Origin of the sequence: Pseudomonas veronii (assembly GCF_001439695.1) — a bacterium.
Lineage (GTDB): Bacteria > Pseudomonadota > Gammaproteobacteria > Pseudomonadales > Pseudomonadaceae > Aquipseudomonas > Aquipseudomonas veronii.
Genome location: NZ_JYLL01000012.1, coordinates 48,994 through 69,725, shown reverse-complemented (window position 1 = coordinate 69,725; position 20,732 = coordinate 48,994). Strand labels below are relative to the sequence as shown.

General features: G+C 58.7%; 16 protein-coding genes. 8 read left to right on the top strand and 8 right to left on the bottom strand.

From position 1 onward, the window contains the following. Positions 1-58 precede the first annotated feature (58 nt). From glyQ to TU80_RS16440, 4 genes are all read left to right on the top strand, one after another. Positions 59-1,012 carry a glycine--tRNA ligase subunit alpha gene (gene glyQ / locus TU80_RS16455; RefSeq protein WP_003213601.1) on the top strand — a complete coding sequence of 318 codons (954 nt, stop codon included), beginning with the start codon at positions 59-61 and terminating at the stop codon, positions 1,010-1,012. Next, positions 1,009-3,063: a glycine--tRNA ligase subunit beta gene (glyS, locus tag TU80_RS16450; protein WP_057004924.1), complete on the top strand. Its 2,055-nt coding sequence runs from the start codon at positions 1,009-1,011 to the stop codon at positions 3,061-3,063. The genes glyQ and glyS overlap by 4 nt, the downstream gene beginning before the upstream one ends. Continuing rightward, a complete protein-coding gene (gmhB, locus tag TU80_RS16445; RefSeq protein WP_169850580.1) occupies positions 3,063-3,602 on the top strand; it encodes a D-glycero-beta-D-manno-heptose 1,7-bisphosphate 7-phosphatase in 540 nt (179 codons plus the stop codon). The genes glyS and gmhB overlap by 1 nt, the downstream gene beginning before the upstream one ends. A gap of 82 nt (positions 3,603-3,684) precedes the next feature. Further along, the gene (locus tag TU80_RS16440) at positions 3,685-4,455 is read left to right on the top strand and encodes a lysophospholipid acyltransferase family protein (RefSeq protein ID WP_046381565.1); all 771 of its coding nucleotides are present in this window, start codon (positions 3,685-3,687) and stop codon (positions 4,453-4,455) included. 182 nt (positions 4,456-4,637) lie between these two features. Here TU80_RS16440 and TU80_RS16435 read toward each other — a convergent pair whose 3' ends face one another. Next, positions 4,638-6,911 carry a CHASE2 domain-containing protein gene (locus TU80_RS16435; RefSeq protein ID WP_057004923.1) on the bottom strand — a complete coding sequence of 758 codons (2,274 nt, stop codon included), beginning with the start codon at positions 6,909-6,911 and terminating at the stop codon, positions 4,638-4,640. 437 nt (positions 6,912-7,348) lie between these two features. Between TU80_RS16435 and TU80_RS16430 the strand changes: the two genes are divergently transcribed. Further along, on the top strand, positions 7,349-8,071 hold the full coding sequence (locus TU80_RS16430) for a response regulator transcription factor (RefSeq protein ID WP_017848955.1): 723 nt from the start codon (positions 7,349-7,351) through the stop codon (positions 8,069-8,071). Between the two features lie 32 nt (positions 8,072-8,103). Here the strand turns inward: TU80_RS16430 and TU80_RS16425 are convergent, their stop codons facing one another. The 4 genes from TU80_RS16425 to TU80_RS16410 form a co-directional block, all read right to left on the bottom strand. Beyond that, positions 8,104-9,033 (bottom strand): LysR family transcriptional regulator, encoded by a 930-nt coding sequence (locus TU80_RS16425; protein ID WP_046381567.1) that lies wholly within the window; start codon positions 9,031-9,033, stop codon positions 8,104-8,106. Positions 9,034-9,148: 115 nt separating this feature from the next. Further along, positions 9,149-9,922, bottom strand: coding sequence for an SDR family oxidoreductase (locus TU80_RS16420; RefSeq protein WP_057004922.1), 774 nt, complete (start codon positions 9,920-9,922; stop codon positions 9,149-9,151). A 283-nt stretch (positions 9,923-10,205) separates the two neighbouring features. Next, the gene (locus TU80_RS16415) at positions 10,206-10,556 is read right to left on the bottom strand and encodes a hypothetical protein (protein WP_046381569.1); all 351 of its coding nucleotides are present in this window, start codon (positions 10,554-10,556) and stop codon (positions 10,206-10,208) included. A 414-nt stretch (positions 10,557-10,970) separates the two neighbouring features. Beyond that, positions 10,971-11,318 carry a hypothetical protein gene (locus TU80_RS16410; protein ID WP_017848951.1) on the bottom strand — a complete coding sequence of 116 codons (348 nt, stop codon included), beginning with the start codon at positions 11,316-11,318 and terminating at the stop codon, positions 10,971-10,973. A gap of 200 nt (positions 11,319-11,518) precedes the next feature. Here TU80_RS16410 and TU80_RS16405 point away from each other — a divergent pair, with 200 nt between their 5' ends. Next, complete coding sequence (locus tag TU80_RS16405) at positions 11,519-12,721, top strand: cytochrome P450 (protein WP_057004921.1); 1,203 nt, start codon at positions 11,519-11,521, stop codon at positions 12,719-12,721. 85 nt (positions 12,722-12,806) lie between these two features. Here TU80_RS16405 and norR read toward each other — a convergent pair whose 3' ends face one another. Further along, the gene (gene norR / locus TU80_RS16400) at positions 12,807-14,330 is read right to left on the bottom strand and encodes a nitric oxide reductase transcriptional regulator NorR (protein WP_046381570.1); all 1,524 of its coding nucleotides are present in this window, start codon (positions 14,328-14,330) and stop codon (positions 12,807-12,809) included. 160 nt (positions 14,331-14,490) lie between these two features. Here norR and norV point away from each other — a divergent pair, with 160 nt between their 5' ends. Together norV and norW are read left to right on the top strand one after the other, a co-directional pair. Further along, entirely contained in the window at positions 14,491-15,933 is a 1,443-nt protein-coding gene (norV, locus tag TU80_RS16395; protein WP_017848948.1) for an anaerobic nitric oxide reductase flavorubredoxin, read from the top strand. Then, positions 15,930-17,063 (top strand): NADH:flavorubredoxin reductase NorW, encoded by a 1,134-nt coding sequence (gene norW / locus TU80_RS16390; RefSeq protein ID WP_057004920.1) that lies wholly within the window; start codon positions 15,930-15,932, stop codon positions 17,061-17,063. The genes norV and norW overlap by 4 nt, the downstream gene beginning before the upstream one ends. Before the next feature lie 138 nt (positions 17,064-17,201). Here the strand turns inward: norW and gyrB are convergent, their stop codons facing one another. Both gyrB and recF read right to left on the bottom strand, forming a co-directional pair. Then, entirely contained in the window at positions 17,202-19,619 is a 2,418-nt protein-coding gene (gene gyrB, locus TU80_RS16385) for a DNA topoisomerase (ATP-hydrolyzing) subunit B (protein WP_017848946.1), read from the bottom strand. A 4-nt stretch (positions 19,620-19,623) separates the two neighbouring features. After that, a complete protein-coding gene (recF, locus tag TU80_RS16380) occupies positions 19,624-20,727 on the bottom strand; it encodes a DNA replication/repair protein RecF (RefSeq protein WP_010565854.1) in 1,104 nt (367 codons plus the stop codon). Positions 20,728-20,732 lie beyond the last annotated feature (5 nt).

The following is a 20,732-nucleotide window of genomic DNA, read 5'->3' as shown; positions in this document are numbered from 1 at the left end:
GGCCGAATCGGGTATACTCCCGCTCTTTAAATCGCAGCCCAAGTAACAGGTGAATTTCGTGAGCCAGCCTACGCCAGCCGTGCGTACCTTCCAAGACTTGATCCTCGCCCTCCAGCAGTACTGGGCCGAGCAAGGTTGTGTGGTACTTCAGCCCTACGATATGGAAGTAGGCGCCGGCACTTTCCACACCGCTACATTCCTGCGGGCCATCGGCCCGGAAACCTGGAACGCCGCTTATGTGCAGCCCAGTCGGCGCCCGACTGACGGCCGCTACGGCGAAAACCCGAACCGTCTGCAGCATTACTACCAGTTCCAGGTGGTATTGAAGCCGAACCCGGACAACTTCCAGGAGCTGTACCTCGGCTCGCTGAAGCATGTCGGCCTCGACCCGTTGGTCCACGACATCCGTTTCGTCGAAGACAACTGGGAATCGCCGACCCTGGGCGCCTGGGGCCTGGGCTGGGAAGTCTGGCTGAACGGCATGGAAGTCACGCAGTTCACCTACTTCCAGCAAGCGGGCGGCATCGAGTGCTACCCGGTGACCGGCGAGATCACCTACGGTCTCGAGCGCCTGGCCATGTACCTGCAAGGCGTGGATTCGGTCTACGACCTGGTGTGGGCAGACGGCCCGTTCGGCAAAGTGACCTACGGCGATGTGTTCCACCAGAACGAAGTGGAGCAGTCGACCTATAACTTCGAACACGCCAACGTCGAGAAGCTGTTCGAACTGTTCGACTTCTATGAAAGCGAAGCCAAGCGCCTGATCGAACTGGACCAGCCGCTGCCGTTGCCGAGCTATGAAATGGTGTTGAAGGCGTCCCATACCTTCAACCTGCTGGACGCCCGCCGCGCCATCTCGGTGACCGCGCGCCAGCAATATATTCTGCGTGTTCGCACCCTGGCGCGTTCCGTCGCCCAAGCCTACCTGCTGGCTCGCGCCAAGCTGGGCTTCCCGATGGCAACCCCGGACCTGCGTGATGAAGTGTTGGCTAAGCTGGAGGCTGCACAATGAGTGCTCAAGATTTTCTGGTTGAACTGGGCACCGAAGAGCTGCCACCCAAGGCACTGAACACCCTGGCCGATGCGTTCCTGGCCGGTATCGAAAAAGGCCTGCAAAGCGCCGGCCTGAAGTTCGAGGCGAAAAAAGTCTACGCCGCGCCGCGTCGCCTGGCGGTGTTGCTGACCGCGCTGGAAACCCAGCAGCCGGATCGCAGCATCAACCTCGACGGCCCGCCACGCCAGGCCGCCTTCGACGCCGAAGGCAACCCGACCCAAGCAGCGCTGGGCTTTGCCAAGAAGTGTGGCGTCGAGCTGAGCGAGATCGACCAGAGCGGCCCGAAACTGCGTTTCAGCCAGGTCATCAAAGGCAAGCCGACCGCCAGCCTGTTGCCGACCATCGTCGAAGACTCCCTGAACGACCTGCCGATCCCCAAGCGCATGCGCTGGGGTGCGCGCAAGGAAGAGTTCGTGCGTCCGACCCAGTGGCTGGTGATGCTGCTCGGTGACCAGGTCATCGATTGCACCATCCTTGCCCAGAAAGCCGGCCGCGATTCCCGTGGTCACCGCTTCCACCACCCGCAAAGCGTGCGTATCACCGCGCCGGCCAACTACCTCAACGACCTGCGCGCCGCCTATGTGCTGGCCGACGCCAACGAGCGTCGCGAGCTGATCAGCAAGCGCACCGAAGAGTTGGCCCGCCTGCAGGAAGGCACCGCCATCGTGCCGCCAAGCCTGTTGGACGAAGTGACCGCCCTGGTTGAATGGCCGGTGCCGCTGGTGTGCTCGTTCGAAGAACGCTTCCTCGATGTGCCGCAAGAAGCGCTGATCACTACGATGCAGGACAACCAGAAGTACTTCTGCCTGCTGGACGTGGACGGTAAGTTGCTGCCGCGCTTCATCACCGTGGCCAACATCGAAAGCAAGGACCCGCAGCAGATCATCGCCGGTAACGAAAAAGTCGTGCGCCCGCGCCTGACCGACGCCGAGTTCTTCTTCAAGCAAGACAAGAAGCAGAAGCTCGAAGACTTCAACCTGCGCCTGCAAAACGTGGTGTTCCAGGAAAAACTCGGCAGCGTCTACGACAAGGCTGTGCGCGTTTCCAAACTGGCCGCCTACATTGCCCCGCGCATTGGCGGTGACGCTGCCTGGGCTGCGCGCGCTGGCCTGCTGTCCAAGTGCGACCTGGCCACCGAGATGGTCGGCGAGTTCCCGGAAATGCAAGGCGTTGCCGGTTACTACTACGCCCTCAACGACGGCGAGCCGGACGATGTCGCCCTGGCCCTGAACGAGCAGTACATGCCGCGCGGTGCTGGCGCCGAATTGCCGAGCACCCTGACCGGTGCGGCCGTGGCCATTGCCGACAAGCTGGATACCCTCGTCGGGATCTTCGGCATCGGCATGCTGCCTACCGGCAGTAAAGACCCGTATGCCCTGCGCCGTGCGGCCCTGGGCGTACTGCGGATCCTGATCGACAAGAAGCTCGACCTCGACCTGACCCAGGCCGTGGTGTTCGCGGTCGGCCAGTTCGGCGGCAAGGTCAAGCAAACCGGCCTGGCCGAGCAAGTGCTGGAGTTCGTGTTCGACCGCCTGCGTGCGCGTTACGAAGACGAAGGCGTGGACGTTTCGGTGTACCTGTCGGTACGTGCCCTGCAACCGGGTTCGGCGCTGGACTTCGACCAACGCGTGCAAGCCGTGCAGGCCTTCCGCAAACTGCCGGAAGCCGACGCCCTGGCCGCCGTGAACAAGCGCGTGTCGAACCTGTTGAGCAAGGCCGACAACCTCGGCAATGCCGATGTCGACCCAGGCCTGTTCGCCGATGCCAAGGAGTTCTCGCTGAACTCGGCCATCGCCAAGGCGGAAAATGCGGTGAAACCGCTGATCGCCGAACGCAACTACGCCGAAGCACTGGCGCGCCTGGCTACCTTGCGCGAGCCGGTGGATGCGTTCTTCGAAGCGGTGATGATCAATGCCGAAGATGCCGGCGTGCGGAAAAACCGCTACGCCATGCTGGCGCGTCTGCGCGGTCTGTTCATCAACATCGCTGACATTTCCGTATTGGGCTGATCATGTTGAAACTGCTGATTCTCGATCGGGACGGGGTGATCAATTACGACTCCGACGCTTACATCAAGTCGGTGGAGGAATGGATCCCACTGCCCGGCGCGATCGAGGCCATCGCGCAGTTGAGCAAGGCCGGCTGGACGGTGGCCGTCGCCACCAACCAGTCCGGCATCGCCCGCGGCTACTACGACATCGCAACCCTGGACGCCATGCACGCGCGCTTGCGCACGTTGGTGGCGGAGCAGGGCGGTGAGGTGGGGCTGGTGGTGTACTGCCCCCACGGGCCGGATGAGGGCTGCGATTGCCGCAAACCCAAGCCTGGCATGTTGAAAACTATTTCAGAACATTACAACGTGCCCCTGGCTGGGCTATGGTTCGTCGGGGATAGCCTCGGTGACCTGGAGGCGGCCAAAGCCGTCGACTCTCAGCCAGTTTTGGTAAAGACCGGGAAAGGCGAAAAGACCCAGGCGAAAAACCTGCCGGTAGGCACCTTGATTTTTGACGATCTGGCGGCGGTTGCCGCAGAACTTATCAACAACTAGCCGCCCTCGACTGCCTGACCAAGGACTGTTCGGGAGTGCGCCTTCAACAGGCGGGCTGTGTCCCGCAACGGTAAATGCCGCCATGTCGATTTTGCAGGCCATCAGAACCTTCTTCTTTTACCTGCTGTTGGGCACCAGTTCGTTTCTCTGGTGCACCCTGAGCTTTTTTATCGCGCCTTTTCTGCCGTTCAAGGCGCGCTATCGCTTCATCAACGTCTATTGGTGCCGCTGCGCGCTGTGGCTGAGCAAGGTGTTCCTGAACATCCGCTTCGAGGTCAAGGGCGCGGAAAACGTCCCGGATCAGCCCTGCGTGATTCTGTCGAACCACCAGAGCACGTGGGAGACGTTCTTCCTCTCGGCGTACTTCTCGCCCCTGAGCCAAGTGCTCAAGCGCGAGCTGCTGTATGTGCCGTTCTTCGGCTGGGCGATGGCGATGCTGCGCCCGATCGCCATCGACCGCGACAACCCCAAGGCGGCGCTCAAGCATGTGGCCAAAAAGGGCGACGAGCTGCTCAAGGACGGCGTCTGGGTGCTGATCTTTCCGGAAGGTACGCGTGTGCCCTACGGCACCGTAGGCAAGTTCTCACGTGGCGGCACGGCATTGGCCGTCAACGCCCACCTGCCTGTGTTGCCGATTGCACATAATGCCGGCAAGTACTGGCCAAAAACCGGTTGGGCAAAACGTGCAGGCACCATCACCGTGGTGATCGGGGAACCGATGTACGCCGAAGGTGAAGGGCCGCGTGCAATTGCCGCACTGAATGACCGCGCCGCCGCCTGGAATGAAGCCCAGCAACGCGCCATGGGTTCGCTGCCGCCGGAGCCGGTGGCGGTGGACACGCCGGTGGCCTGAGCATCTGTGGATAACCTGTGTACGGTTTGTTGGCAAAATGACCTTTTCTCTTCATAACAAGATGATTTTATTAGATATTTCCTGAACTCATAAAAATACTAAAAACGTGCATAAGTTTTTTTTGGATAAAAAAACCGGTCCTTGAGACCGGTTTTTTATACACAGCGCAAAAGCACGTGTTGTCAGTCTTCCAACTGGGGCAGCTGCAGGGTGAATGTGGTGCCTTTGCCCACCACGCTTTCGCAGCAGATACGGCCACCGTGCCGCTCCACAACGGCCTTGACCATGGTCAGGCCCAACCCAAGGCCTTCGCTGCCTTGGGCAGAATCGAAGCGGCGGTACTGGCTGAACAGTTCCGGCAAGTCCTTTGCCGCAATGCCCGGGCCCTGGTCGCTGATGCGACACTCCAGCCAACCTTGCGCGCTGCCGTGGCTCAACCTCACGGTGGTGCCGGCCGGCGAGTATTTGATCGCGTTCTCCAGCACGTTGAACAACGCGCGGGTGAGCAGGGATTGATCGGCCGACACCATGCCTTCATCCGCTTCATCCAGGTCGTGGATCAACTGGATGCCCTTGAGCTGCGCAATCACCGCCACCTGATCGAACGCATCCATCACCAGCATGGCAAACAGGCTTGGCTGGAAGTGGTAGCCGTCAGCCTCGGCTTTCGCCAGTTGTACGAACGATTCGGTGAGGCTCAAGGCGCGTCGAACCTGCTGCTCGATCTGGGCAAACACCGGCGACTCCGCGTTATGCACATCCAGCAACGCGAGGATCGCCGAGTGCGGCGCGCGCAGGTCGTGGGACAGGAAGCGCAGCATGGTTTCGCGGTGTTGCTGGGCTTCGCGCTCCTTGCTCAAGTCGGTCAGGCTGAGCAGCCAGCCGAGGGCGACATCGCCTTCGGCGGGCAGCAAGGGTGCGATTTCCATGCGCAGGCTGCGTTGGTGGATGTCCCGGAACTCGACGATTTCCAGGGCGGACAGGGCGGGGCGCACGCCGTTATGCAGGGGTGGATAACCCAGGTCGGCGAGCTGCTCGAGCAGGTTTTGGTTGACCAGATCATTGCCGAATACGTCGCGGGCAATGCGGTTGGCCAACAGGATGTTGCCCCGCGGGTCGGTGATCAGGGTCGCCACCGGCAGGCATTCGAGGCCATCGGCCATGAAGCGTCGGGTGTCACGGGTGCGGCTGACGGCCTGCTCCAGGGCAAAGATGCGCCCTTGCAACACATCGCCTTTGTTCGCGGGCGCTCGGCGGCGTTCGGGCAGCACCTTGGGTTCGTTGTCCAGGCGCGCCAGTTCCCAGCCAAAGTAGGCAAGGATCACGCTCAGGCGGCGCCAGTTCCAGATCAGGTAGCTGAGCAACATACCGATCAGGCAGGCCGCGGGCGACCACCAATGGCCAAGGCGTAACAGCGCCCACGCGCCGAGCAACGCGCCGGCCATGCAAGCCAAGGTCATCCACAGCGCGTAGCGTGGGCGGTACAGCAAAAGGCCGAGCAACAACGCCACCCAGGCAGTGGCGATCAGTGCCGCGAGCCAGCCGGGGAGGTCGACAATGCTGCGCTCCTGCAGCAAACCGTTGAGCACATTGGCCTGGATTTCCACACCGGCGGTGGTATCCGGAGTGGAGGAGAGCGGCGTCACAAAACGGTCCCCCAGCCCATAGGCGCTGGCGCCCACCAGGATCAGGCGGTCGCGCAGCAATTCGGCCGGCACTTCGCCGTGCAATACGCTGGCGTAGGACACACTGGGAAACCCATGCGGCTCAGACGTGGACGGGACGCGAACTCTATATTCCCGATGCCAGCGCTGACTGTTGGGTTGTTCGCTGCGTCCCGGCATTTGCGCGGTTTGCCCGCTCAACGTATACGCCAGCCATGCCAACTGCGGCAGGGTGTTCCCAGGCGGGCCTTCACGCAGATACAGGCTGCGGACGGCACCGTCGCTGTCTGCTTCGACGTTGATATGGCCCAGCCCCTTGGCGCAATTGAGCAGCGGCAACAGCTGTTCGCCCGGCTGGCTCGCGCCGCCATCGCGTTCCAGGGGAAGCAAAACATTCCCAGCGTTGCACACGGCATTGGCCAGGCGCTGGTCATCGGTGGCGTTGCGCGGCTCACTGAAGATCACATCGAACAAGATACCCGCGGGTTGGGCAGCGCTCAGACGGTTGATGACGTCGGCATGCAGGCTGCGCGGCCATGGCCATTGGCCGAGCTTTTTCAGGCTCTGGTCATCGATGGTCACCAGCAAAATGCGCGGATCGACCGGCAGAGGGGTCAGGCGGCGCAGGCCGTCATACAGCGGATTATTGAAGGCCAGGCCCGCACTTGAGGACAAATATGCAGTAAAGGGCAGCAACACCAGGCCAATCCACAGCCACTCCCGAAACAGGCCATGGAACAACAACTGCGCCTGGGTGGGCTGGCGTTTTTCGGCCTTGCGCCACAGCATCACAGGGCGACCGCCAGGAACCCGCACCGCTGCTGAAAATGGACAGTTGAAGATGTCATAGACCCGGTTTCTCCCTCCAGGTGGTGCGCGGTGTGGTGCTGAACCCAGTGAAGCTCATTTTGATCGCCCCGGTTTTTTTCCTGAAAGCGTTCGTTGAAACATACCGTACATCGGGGCGCAGTATCAGCTACCCGCACGGCTATGCAATGCCAGCGGCACTGATCCTTTTCCTTACGCACGGGAGTCGGTATCTTTCCCCCTGAGCCGCATGGTTTTTCAAAGCGTTAACGGCCCTTTGATATCAGCGTACCGAGAGATCCAAAGGGTCGTTGAATCTGAGCACAATTCTTCAGATTCAATGACTGGCATCTGCGCAGCAAGGACGCCCGCTCTTCGACCGGCCGACAGCTGAAATATTTCCAAGTAGAAAGGACCCACCCATGCGTGTCGCAATACTGGATGACGAACCCGCTGAATTGCAGCGGGTGGAACAGACACTGCGACAGATCCCCAGCAACCTGGAACAGCCCTGGTCTGTGCATTGCTTCGAACGCGGTGAGGACCTGCTGCGCCAACTGCGCCGGGAAACCTTCGACCTGCTGATCCTCGACTGGCAGCTGCCCGACATCAGCGGCATCGCCTTGCTGCGCTGGACCCGTGAACACATGGAATCGCCCCCGGCCGTGATCATGCTTACCAGCCGCGATGCCGAAAGCGATATCGTCACCGCCCTGAACAGCGGCGCCGACGATTACGTCAGTAAACCCTTTCGCCCGAATGAACTCAAAGCCCGGGTCAACGCCGTCCTGCGCCGCCACGGTCTGCAAAAGTCGGCGACGTCTGAAGTGCAAAGTTTCAACGACCTGACCTTTGACGACGCCGAACTGACCGTCACCCGTGCGGGCAAACCGATCAACCTGACCGAACGCGAATACCGCCTGGCCAGCTGCCTGTTCGCCAACCTGGCGCGGCCGTTGTCTCGCGAGTATCTGTATGAGCGGTTCTGGAGCCATGAAGAAATGGTCTCGTCGCGGCCGCTGGACACACATATCTATCGGCTGCGGAACAAGCTGGGGTTAACCGCGGATCGGGGTTGGCAGTTGTTGACGATCTATGGATACGGCTACCGGTTGGAGAGTGTGGCGGCCGCTTCAGCGGGTTAAAAATGCCGATGTTCCACGTGGAGCATTTGGCTTTATTGATGCAGAGAGACGTGGCGGCTATCCAAATACGGCCGCATCAATGCCTCGAACCACTCGTGGAACACATCCAGTCGCTGCGAACGCTGCCGGCGGTGCGGGTAGAGTAGGGATACCGGCATCGAAGCGGCACAGTAACTCGACATGACCTCCACCAGTTGTCGTGAGTCCAGCAGGTGTTGGACGTCGAAGCGCGGGATCTGGATCAACCCCAACCCTGCAAGGCAGCAAGCGATATAGCTTTCGGCATTGTTCACGATCACCCGGCTCGGTACGTCGAACCGCTGCACGCTGCCGTCGCCGGACAGGTATTCCCAAGGCAGTTCCTTGCCCGACTTCGGCGACGCATAGCCGATGGTCCAATGTCCGTCGAGTAGCTGCGCAGGTTGCTGAGGCTCTCCATGCTCAAGCAGATAGGCCGGGCTCGCACAATTGATCAAGGCAATCTGACCCAGCGGCCGCACCACAAGACTGCTGTCATGCAGCGCGCCAACGCGCACCGCGCAGTCCACACCTTCCTGCACCAGATCGATGGCCCGGTCGGTCGAACCCAAAATCAATTGAAGCAGGGGATGACAACGCAACAGGCCGGGCAGCGCTGGCGCGATGACGCGGCGGGCAATGCGGCTGGGCACATCGATGATCAGCCGGCCGGAAACTTGCCGCTGGCTGGCCTGGAATAACTGGTCGATGTCTTCGACGTTGCACAACACCGGGCGCACACGGCTGAGCAATTGCTCCCCATCGGGTGTCAGCCGTACCTGCCGCGTCGTGCGATGCAGCAGGCGCACGCCCAGTTGAGCCTCTAACTGCTGGATGGCCGCAGACACCGACGCTCGTGGCATCTCCAGCGCGTTGGCAGCTTTGATGAAGCTGCCCATCTCGGCCACTTTGGCGAATACGCGGTACTGGTCGAATCTGTCCATGTATCTGCCCTGCCAATGGTCCCGACGTCAGCCTGCCCAGGAGCGCCTGCTTTGCGTCGATTGTACGGCGCCCCAGCAGCGGATGGCGACGAAGATCACACTGCGGATAATGGATTTACTTGGTGGTGTACCCGCCATTGATGAGAATGGTCTGGCCGGTGATCCACCAGCCGTCACTGACCAGATGGCGAATGAAAGGCACCACATCCTCGATGTCGGTCAGGCCTGTTTTGCTGAACGGCGAGAGCGCGGCGGCGGTCTTGTGATAGGCCACCGCGTCGGCGCCTTCGGCCGGGTAGAAGAACGGCGTATCCATCGGCCCCGGACCGACCGCTGTCACCGAAATACCGCGCGCGCCCAATTCCTTGGAGGCCGCTCGGGTGTAGTGTTCGACCGGCGCCTTGGTGCCGGCATAGGCAGCATAGAACGGCGTGAAGGCGCCCAGCAGCGACGTCACTATCGTGCAGATCTTGCCATGGTCGTTGAGGTGCTTGCCCGCTTCCTTGAGGAAGAAGAAAGCGGTCTTGGAGTTGACCGCGCTCATCTCGTCGTATTCGGCTTCACTCACCTCGGCCATCGGCTTCTTGAGCACCTTGCCAACGGTGTTGATGGCGATGTCGGGTTTGCCGACCGCGGCGATGGTATCGGCGAACAACCTCTCGATGGCGCCGGCCGTCGTCAGATCCCCCTGCAGCGCGACGGCCTGTGCGCCGCTGGCCTGAACGGCGGCAACCGTGGCATCGGCATCAACCTTGGACGCGGCGCTGTTGTAATGGATCGCGACAGCCTTGGCACCCTGTGCGGCCATATCACGGGCGATGAGACCGCCAAGGTTCTTCGCACCGCCAGCGATGAGAACGACTTTGCCTTTAATGGAATGGTCTGCCATGGAGAATCTCCTTCACGAATCGATGGAGAATCGAGATTAGGCCGCTTCAACGCGGCGATAAACCGTGGATGACTGGATGAATAATCCAGAAAAACACCCCAATCAGGCAGATTGGAGTGGGGAAGGTCACGTAATAAAAACCCGGATCGAATGCAAAAAAAGCCCGCGATTTGACGGGCTCTTTTCGTGATGTTCAGCTAATCGGTGAGGATTAGCCGAACCATCTATGTGTGCAACTCCACGGAGGGCCTGGAATGCTTGGGAAGACGCAGACGGGAGCCTCTTACTCCTCAGATGCCACCAGTCGCACACCTTTACGCGTGACCTGTTGCCCGACTTCAAAACGCCCATTGGGTGAGCGCACCGTACTAATCTCGCCTTGCGCGTTTTTCACTTCATAAGCGGTTTCAGACTTGCCAATGCCTCCTTGCACCGCACTGCCGGCGAAAAATCCGCCAGCTGCGCCGACTAATGCTCCAATCGGGCCACCTACCGCGCCAACCATCATTCCGGTCAAAACGCCGACCCCCTTGCCGGCGGTTGTGTCGGGGACTACACGGATTATCTGGTCTGCCTGGCATAGCGGAGACAGCAGTGTACACAGGGTGAAACTGAGCGCGATGGTACGAGTCATGAGATTGTCCCTTTGGGGTTTGCGTTAAGTTCATTACCTAATACACAAACCGGGCCAACAATTTTATTGTTTAATATCAACTAGTTAAATAACAACACTGTCATTATGACCTAACTCGAAAAAGGTCATAATGACAAAGGAATAGTCAATATGACTTCCTATCGCCGGTTGAGGCAATTTGTTGAAGGGAGGGGTTGAACAGCGCTCAACGCTCTACAGAGCCGCTATGCGTCATGAGCGAAGATCGAGTTGTTGCACTTGAGATAGCGTTGAAACGGTGATGGCGATCGACAGAAATAATGGAATTGATATTGATCAACTATGCAGACAATCAATTGGCGCGATAATCGCAACGGCGCAATGACCTGGGCTCTAACGTTCAAACCCCACATTGAGGGCCCAGGTTATCTGGAATCAAAAAGGCAGCGGCAGGGGGAGGGCAACGGCATTCAGATGGCCCAGGAAGAGAAAGCCCGAAACCAATACCGCGTTGATCGACCAGGCCACCGTGAGGAAACGAGCGATCTGACCGTAGAGGGGGTCACTGACATTATCCGCATTGCGCCATACCGCATTGAGCATGCACGCGGTGTAGGCCACAAAACCCAGCAGCATTAGACCAAACAGGGAGGGTGCAACTTTGTTGAAGGCGACCAGAATCAGGCCAAACAGTACATTGCTGAGCACTACCCCATAGAGCCAGAACACCACCCACAGCGCAGTGCTGCCCTGCGAGTTTACCCACTGCTGAAGCTTACTCATCACAACCCCCTGGCTAGCTAATAGCCGATTTTCCCTATAAGCCCGTACAGACTTCACCCAAGTGATGCCGACGTAGGGACGTCGTGCATGGTTTCAGTCTAGCGGGTATTTCCTACATGTCCCGACCGAGTACAAGTAGGCCGACAAACCTTGCTTCCTTGTTTCCGGGTTCTCAGCGGGACGGGTTTATGGAGTAAACGATGGACAAGAAATCGCTACCGGATTGGGATCCCAGGTCTGAAGCCGTATTAAAGGATCAGACGACAGCCTATGACGACATGCGCCACCGTTGCCCGGTCGCACACAGTCAATATGGCTATACGTCGTTATTCAGGCATGCGGATGTGCTGCGCGTACTTAACGATCATGAAACCTTCAGTAATGCCGTCTCGCGTTTCCCCGCGGTCCCCAACGGAATGGATCCGCCCGAACATACGGCGTACCGGAACCTCATCGAGCGTTATTTCAGCCCGGAGCATATGGATGCCTTTGCGCCGACGTGCCGTGACATAGCGGTTCGTCTGGTGCAGGCATTACCGGATGAAGGCCGTGCAGAACTGATCGGCGAATTTGCCCAGATCTTTGCGTTGCAGATCCAGTGTGCCTGGCTGGGTTGGCCGGCGGATTTTCATGAACCGCTGCGCCTGTGGACGCTGAAGAATCACTCGGCCACGCTGTCCCGAGACGAGGCGGCCCTGAGTGCCGTGGCCCTTGAGTTTGACGGTTACATCAAGGATCTGCTGGACGTGCGCCGTACCGCTGGCGCCGCTGCGTCGCATGACATCACGACCCTCTTGCTACGCGACCAGTCCTTGGGAAGACCCCTGACGGACGACGAGATCGTCAGCATTCTACGTAACTGGACAGTCGGCGAACTCGGAACCATTTCCGCCTCGGTCGGCATTCTTGCGCACTATCTGGCGACCAACTTCGGGTGGCAGCAGCGATTGCGCGAACAACCCGCGCTGTTACCTGTCGCCATTGATGAAATACTGCGTATTCATGCACCACTGATCATGAACCGTCGGGTGACTACGAAAGAGGTCACGCTGGGCGGGCGCACGCTGGCGAAGGGTTCGCGTATTGCCCTCAACTGGGCGTCCGCCAATCGGGACGAAGCGGTCTTTGGAGATCCCGATGAATTGCGCCTCGATCGCGATCCCGAGCTGAACCTGCTCTATGGCGCCGGCATTCATGTCTGCCCCGGTGCGCCGCTTGCCAGACTGGAGCTACGGATCGTGATGGAGGAACTGCTTGGACGCACCAGCCGGATTACGCTGGCGCCGGATAAAGAACCAGTGAACGCGTTTTTCCCTGCCGGTGGGTTTTCTTCTCTACACCTGCAGATTCAGAAACCGCCGTCCCAACCGCTGGGCGCCGGCCTTCCCCCCGAGATCCGATAGCGTTTTATGCTGGACAGCTTGGCGGCGAGGGCGACATGTGGGTCAGCATGACTGACCTGCATTGAGCCCTGATCGGCCGCGAGTGTTATTTCAAACCGAGCCGCTTCGCCAGTCGGTGCAGGTTGGCCACATCCATATCGAGCATTCGCGCACAGGCAGACCAGTTATCTGCGCAATTTTTCAGCGTGCTTTCAATCAGCTGACGCTGGAAGCTATCCGTCGCGTCCCGTAGGCATTGGCCAACGCTGCTGGAAGGAACATCCACAGCAACAGGCAGTATCGCCAGCTGTTCGGGGACTTGATTGAAATGCTGTGCTTCCAGCAGCAGCTCTTCACTTTGCTGGGTCGCACGAGCAAGGATTGTCGCTCGATAAACAGCATGTTCCAGTTCGCGAACGTTTCCTGGCCACGAGTACTGCTTGAGCAACGACAGGCAACCGGCAGCCAACGCCACCCGTTGCAATCCCATGCGTACCCGGCTCTGCTCGCAGAAAAAACCCGCTAGCAATGTGATGTCCTGCCCACGCTCACGCAGTGGTGGCACATGCACAGGGAACACGCTTAAACGGTGGAACAGGTCGACCCGGAAGCGATTGTTCAGCACTTCCTGCTTCAGGTCACGATTGGTCGCGGCAAGCACCCTTACGTTGACCCGCAAGACGGTATCGTCACCGACCCGTTGCAGGTCGCCGTATTGCAATACCCGCAGCAGTTTTGCTTGCAGGCTCAGCGACAGTTCACCGATTTCGTCGAGGAACAGTGTGCCGTTATCGGCCATTTCGAACTTGCCGGTGCGATGATGGATCGCCCCGGTGAAGGCACCTTTGACATGGCCGAACAACTCACTCTCAGCCACTGACTCCGGCAGCGCAGCGCAGTTTAGATAGACCACAGGGTGACTGGCGCGTGATGAACCTTCATGTATCGCCTTGGCGACCAGTTCCTTGCCGACCCCGGTTTCTCCAGTGATCAAAACGTTCAGGTCGGAACCTGCCACCATTTCGATCTCTCTTTTCAACTGTTGCATGACCTCGCTGAGCCCGACCATTTCGGTGCCGGGTTTGCCCGCCGGGACATGACTGATGGAGAGAGGCGTAATGGTCTGACTCTCGAGTTGCTCGACCAGCAACGCATTGGTCAAGGCAGCAGAAGCGAGGGCGCCCACCAGTCGCAGCTCTTCGTCGCTGAAGTGATCAAACTGCGCCGGGTCCATGCCATCGATCGTCAGCGCACCAATCAGTGTCTGGTCCGCGAACAACGGTAACCCGATGCAGGCATGTACTTTGAGGTCCTGCCGGCTGGGGATCAGGCCGTCATAGGGATCAGGCAAATGACTCTCTGCCGGAAAGCGCACCACGTCACCGGCGCGGGCGATGGCTTCCAGACGTGGATGTGCATCAAGGCTGAAGCGGCGCCCCAGAACATCCGGTGCCAGGCCATCGATCGCCAGCGGACGGAACAGTCGCTGTTCATAACGTAACAAGGCAGAGGCGTCGCAACCCAGCAATTGGCGCAGGGTATTGATCAGACGTTGAAAGCGGTCCTGATGGGAAATGCCGCTTTGCAGCTCAATAGCGATGCGTGCCAGGGATTCAACGGAGAGACTCATGGTTTGTCACTTTGACAATGAATTAGTCATAAAGACAATAGTCGGGCAATGTCATATTGACAATCACTGTTTTATTTTTCCTTTAAAATCAACGATTTATTATGTGGCACGAAGGTTGCCATCTTCGATGTAGAACATCATTTCTATACCGAGGTAGGTCATGTCAATTCACGTCAAAAACAACATTCATTGGGTCGGTCAGCGCGATTGGGAAGTGCGGGACTTTCATGGCACAGAATACAAATGCCACAAAGGTAGCAGCTATAACAGCTACCTGATCCGTGAAGAAAAGACCGTACTGATTGATACGGTTGATCACAGGTTCAGTCGGGAGTTCATACAGAACCTGGCGATGGAAATCGACCTGAACACGCTGGACTGCATCGTCATCAACCACGCGGAAGAGGACCATGCAGGAGCGCTGACAGAGTTGATGTCGCTGATCCCGAATACGCCGATCTATTGCACCGCCAATGGCGTGGACTCGATCAACGGTCATCACCATCATCCCGAATGGAATTTCCACGTCGTCCATACCGGCGACACCCTGGATGTCGGCAATGGCAAACAGCTGGTTTTTGTGGAAACCCCGATGCTGCATTGGCCGGACAGCATGATGACGTACATGACCGGCGATGCCGTTCTGTTCAGTAACGACGCCTTTGGCCAGCATTACTGCGACGAACACCTGTTTAATGATGAAGTGGATCAAAACGAACTGTTCGAACAGTGCCAACGCTACTACGCCAATATCCTCACCCCCTTCAGTCGCCTGGTCATTGCCAAGATTACCGAGATCCTCGGTTTCAACCTGCCGGTCGATATGATTGCCACCGCTCATGGCGTGGTGTGGCGTGATAATCCGACGCAGATCGTGCACCGCTATCTGGAATGGGCGGCGGACTATCAGGAGGATCGCATCACCCTGTTCTACGACACCATGTCGAACAACACCCGCATGATGGCCGATGCTATCGCGCAGGGTATTCACGAAGTCGATCCAGGTGTGGCGGTGAAGATTTTCAACGTCGCGCGCCACGACAAGAATGAGATTCTGACCAACGTGTTCCGCTCAAAAGGCGTTTTGGTGGGCTCGTCCACCATGAACAACGTGATGATGCCGAAAGTCGCCGCGCTGCTGGAGGAAATAACCGGGCTGCGTTTTCGTGACAAAAAGGCTTCGGCGTTTGGCAGTTACGGCTGGAATGGCGGGGCGGTAGACCGTATCCAGACGCGCTTGATGGACGCTGGTTTTGAAACCACATTGGCGCTCAAAGCCAAGTGGCGGCCGGACGGCGAGGCGCTTGAGGTTTGCCGGGCTCATGGCCGCGAAATCGCTCGGCAATGGGCGCTGCATCCATCGACGGCTGCACATGTCGCACCCGCTGCAGCCACCGCAACTGCCCAGGCAGACCCCATCGCGGACAACGGCCTGCGCATGCGGTGCAGTGTCTGCCAATGGATTTACGACCCCGCGATCGGCGAGCCGATGCAGGATGTGCAGGCCGGTACGGCCTGGTGTGATGTGCCTGATTACTTCCTGTGCCCTGAATGTTCAATGGGTAAATCCGTGTTCGATGAGCTGCCTTCGGAGGCGACATGAACCGGGAAATCGTCATTGTGGGCTCCGGCTTCGCGGCTCGTCAGGTGGTCAAGAACTTGCGCCGGCTCGATGCGGCGGTGCCCATTCGATTGATCGCTGCAGACAGTTGCGATGAGTACAACAAGCCCGACCTGAGTCACGTCGTCAGTCTCAATCAGACCGCAGACGACATGACTCGCCAGCCTGCAGCAGAGTTTGCCGAGATGTATCGGTTGACCCTGAACTCGTGCTGCCAGCTCACTGCGATTGATCGCGAAAACCAGCGTGTTAGCACCGGTAATGAGGCATTCAGCTACGACCAACTGATTCTCGCCACGGGGGCGCAAGCCATGGTTCCGCCGATTCCCGGGCGGGAGTGGATGGTGACGCTGAACAGCCAGCAGGAATACCGTCATGCACAACATGCACTGCGGGCTGCACAGCGCGTACTGATCCTCGGGGCCGGCTTGATTGGCAGTGAACTGGCAATGGACATCAATCGTGCTGGAAAGCAGGTGGTGCTGATGGACAAGTCCTGCAGCCTGCTCGCATCGTTGCTTCCTGTTGAGGTGAGCAGCCGCCTGCAGCACCGGTTATGCCAGATGGGTGTGGAAATGCTGTTTAACCAGGCGTTGGTATCCATTGAAAAGAGAAACGATGGCCTGTTGGCGACGTTGTCCAACGGCCGACACATCAGCGCCGATGTGATCGTTGCCTCAATTGGGTTGAAACCCGATACGACGTTAGCCACACAGGCTGGCTTACGAGTGGACCGTGGCATTGAAGTTGATGAACGCATGTGTACCTCTGACCCACGCATATTCGCCGTTGGCGATTGCGCGCAAATCCAGGGCAAGCTACTGCCGTTTCTGCAACCTATCCAGGTAAGCGCCATGACCCTGGCGCGTAATGTGCTGGGTGGGAATGAGGAAGTTAAGTTCCCGGCGATGCTGGTGAAGGTCAAGACTCCGGAAATGCCGCTGCACCTGGCCGGAGAAACCAGCCGCAAGGATTTGCAATGGCAGATCAGCCTTGAGGCACAGGGGCTGATAGCCAGAGGCATGGATATGGCAGGGCAGTTACGTGCGTTCGTCGTCAGTGAAGACCAAATGAAGCAGGCCTTTACGTTACTACGGCAACTCTCGTTGTGAATCCAATTGGCAGAGCTCTCGCGCGTTCCTGGACATACGGGCAAAAAAAGGCCAACCCGCAGGGGTTGGCCTTTTTTGTAGCGCGGCGAAAGCAGCATAGTGTGAACGTCAGCTGCTTTTGTGAGTGCCTACACCCGATCAGAAATCCAGGTTAGACACCGCCAAAGCATTGCTCTCGATGAAGTCACGGCGAGGCTCGACCGCATCACCCATCAGGGTGTTGAAGATCTGGTCTGCGCCAATGGCGTCTTCGATGGTCACGCGCAGCATACGGCGCTGAGCGGGGTCCATGGTGGTTTCCCACAGTTGATCCGGGTTCATCTCGCCCAGACCTTTGTAGCGCTGGATGGTGTGACGCTTGGTGCTTTCGGCCATCAGCCAGTCAAGGGCTTCCTTGAATTCCCTGACCTGCTTCTTGCGTTCGCCACGTTGGATATAAGCGCCGTCGTCCAGCAGGGTGCTCAGTTGTGCGCCCAGGGTGACCACGGTTTTGTAGTCGTTGCTGCCGAAGAAGTCGCGGTTGAAGGTGACGTAGTTGGACAGGCCGTGGGAGATCAATTCGACCTCGGGCAGCCACACGTTACGTTCACGGTCTTCGCGCAGGCTGGCTTTGTACACCAGGCCGGATTTCTCGACGGTGCGCAGACGCACTTCGTACTGGGCCAGCCAATCCTGCATCGCTGCGTGATCGCCCAACTGCTCCAGGCTCACGGCCGGCAGGTAGATGAAGTGCTCGGTCAGCTCCTGAGGGTACAGGCGCGACAGACGCTTGAGCGTCTTCATGACCATGCGGAAGTCGTTGACCAGACGCTCCAGCGCCTCACCGGAAATGCCCGGCGCTTCTTCGTTCAAGTGCAGGCTGGCGTCTTCCAGGGCCGACTGCGTCATGTACTCTTCCATGGCGTCGTCGTCTTTGATGTATTGCTCTTGCTTGCCCTTTTTGACTTTGTACAACGGCGGCTGGGCGATGTAGATGTAGCCGCGCTCGATCAGCTCCGGCAACTGACGGAAGAAGAAGGTCAGCAGCAGGGTACGGATGTGCGAACCGTCGACGTCAGCATCGGTCATGATGATGATGTTGTGATAGCGCAGCTTGTCGATGTTGTACTCGTCGCGGCCGATACCGCAGCCCAATGCCGTGATCAAGGTGCCGACTTCCTGGGAGGAAATCATCTTGTCGAAGCGTGCTTTCTCGACGTTGAGGATCTTACCCTTCAACGGCAGGATGGCCTGGGTGCGACGGTTACGGCCCTGCTTGGCGGAACCGCCAGCAGAGTCACCTTCCACCAGGTACAGCTCGGAGAGGGCAGGGTCCTTCTCCTGGCAGTCAGCCAGTTTGCCCGGCAGGCCGGCGATGTCCAGCGCGCCTTTGCGGCGGGTCATCTCACGGGCTTTACGCGCGGCTTCACGGGCACGCGCTGCGTCGATCATCTTGCCGACAACCAGCTTGGCTTCGTTCGGGTTTTCCAGCAGGAAGTCGGAGAAGTACTTGCCCATCTCCTGTTCCACGGCGGTCTTCACTTCGGAAGACACCAGCTTGTCTTTGGTCTGGGAGCTGAACTTAGGGTCCGGTACTTTCACCGAAATAATCGCAGTCAGACCTTCACGCGCATCGTCACCGGTGGTGGCAACTTTGTGCTTCTTGGCCAGGCCTTCGGCTTCGATGTAGGTGTTCAGGTTACGCGTCAGCGCGGAACGGAAACCCACCAGGTGAGTACCGCCGTCGCGCTGCGGAATGTTGTTGGTGAAGCACAACAGGTTCTCGTTGAAGCTGTCGTTCCACTGCAGGGCGATTTCCACGCCGATGCCGTCTTCACGCTGGACGTTGAAGTGGAACACCTGGTTGACCGGAGTCTTGTTGGTGTTCAGGTATTCAACGAACGCACGCAGGCCGCCTTCGTACTTGAACAGCTCTTCCTTGCCGCTGCGCTCATCCTTGAGGACGATGCCGACACCGGAGTTGAGGAAGGACAGTTCACGAATCCGCTTGGCCAGGATGTCCCAGCTGAAGTGGATGTTCTTGAAGGTTTCGTCAGAAGGACGGAAGTGAATCTGGGTACCGGTAGTTTCGCTTTCGCCAACAACCTTCATCGGTTCCTGCGGAACACCGTGAACGTAGGTCTGCTCCCAAATCTTTCCGCTGCGACGCACAGTCAGCACCAGCAATTCGGAGAGGGCGTTTACTACGGAAACACCTACGCCGTGCAAACCACCGGATACTTTGTACGAGTTGTCGTCGAACTTACCGCCGGCGTGGAGCACGGTCATGATGACCTCTGCCGCCGAAACGCCTTCTTCTTTATGCACGTCTACCGGAATGCCACGACCGTTGTCGCGCACGGTGATGGACTCATCCGGGTGAATGATAATGCTGATGTCGTCGCAGTGACCGGCGAGAGCTTCGTCGATGGAGTTGTCGACCACCTCGAACACCATGTGGTGCAGACCGCTACCATCATCGGTGTCGCCAATGTACATACCGGGACGTTTGCGTACGGCATCCAAACCTTTCAGCACTTTAATGCTGGTCGAGTCGTACGTGTTTTCTTCGCTCATGCCTTCACTCCCGATGGTCGTGGGTCTGGGTGATACGGCCTTGTTCCACGTGGAACAAAGCGACTGGCGTTTCCGTCTGCCAGCCTTCCCTCAATAATTCGTGGTCTACACAGGTGATAAACACCTGGCAGCGTAAGTCTTCCAACAAGCGGCATAACGCTCGGCGGTGTTGCTCGTCGAGTTCTGACGGCAAATCATCCACCAGATAAATACATTGACCGCGCCGGGCCTGGCTAACCAAATGCCCTTGGGCGATACGCAATGCACATACCACCAGCTTCTGCTGGCCGCGGGACAAGATATCCGCGGCATTATGTGCGCCTAACCTAAGACGCAAATCAGCGCGCTGGGGGCCGGCCTGGGTGTGGCCGATTTGCTGATCCCGCTGCAAGGACGTGGCGAGCACTGCACTCAGTTCACGCTCTTTGTCCCAACCGCGGTAGTAGCTCAGCGTCAGCCCTTCGAGGTCCAACAACTCACTCAAGGTCTGCTCAAAGACTGGTTTCAAGGCTTTGATATAGGCGCGGCGGTATTCATCTATTTCGTCGCTGGCCAGGCACAGTTCCCGGTCCCAGGCTGCTTGCGACGCGGCGTCAAGTGTACCATGCCGCAGCCATGAGTTCCGCTGCCGCAAGGCCTTCTGCAGGCGCTGCCAAGTGGCCATGAAGCGCGGTTCCACGTGGAACACTCCCCAATCGAGGAACTGCCGACGGATTTTCGGCGCGCCTTCGAGCAAACGGAAACTGTCGGGGTTGATCAGTTGCAGCGGCAGGATTTCCGCCAACTGCGCCGCGCTGCGAGCATTTTGCCCGTCGATGCGGATCTGAAACTCGCCCCCGCGATCACGGGATATCCCCAGGCTGCTGTGGCCGCCTTCAGCCAACTCGACCTGGCCAAACACCGTACACGCCAGTTGTTCGTACTGAATCACCGGCAACAGGCGGGCACTGCGGAAAGACCGGGCAAGCCCCAACAAATGGATGGCTTCCAGCACGCTGGTTTTGCCACTGCCGTTGGCGCCATGGAGGATATTGATGCGGGGGGAGGGGGAGAAGGTCACCGGGTGCAGATTGCGCACCGCGGTGACCGAGACGCGACTGAGGGACATCTAGC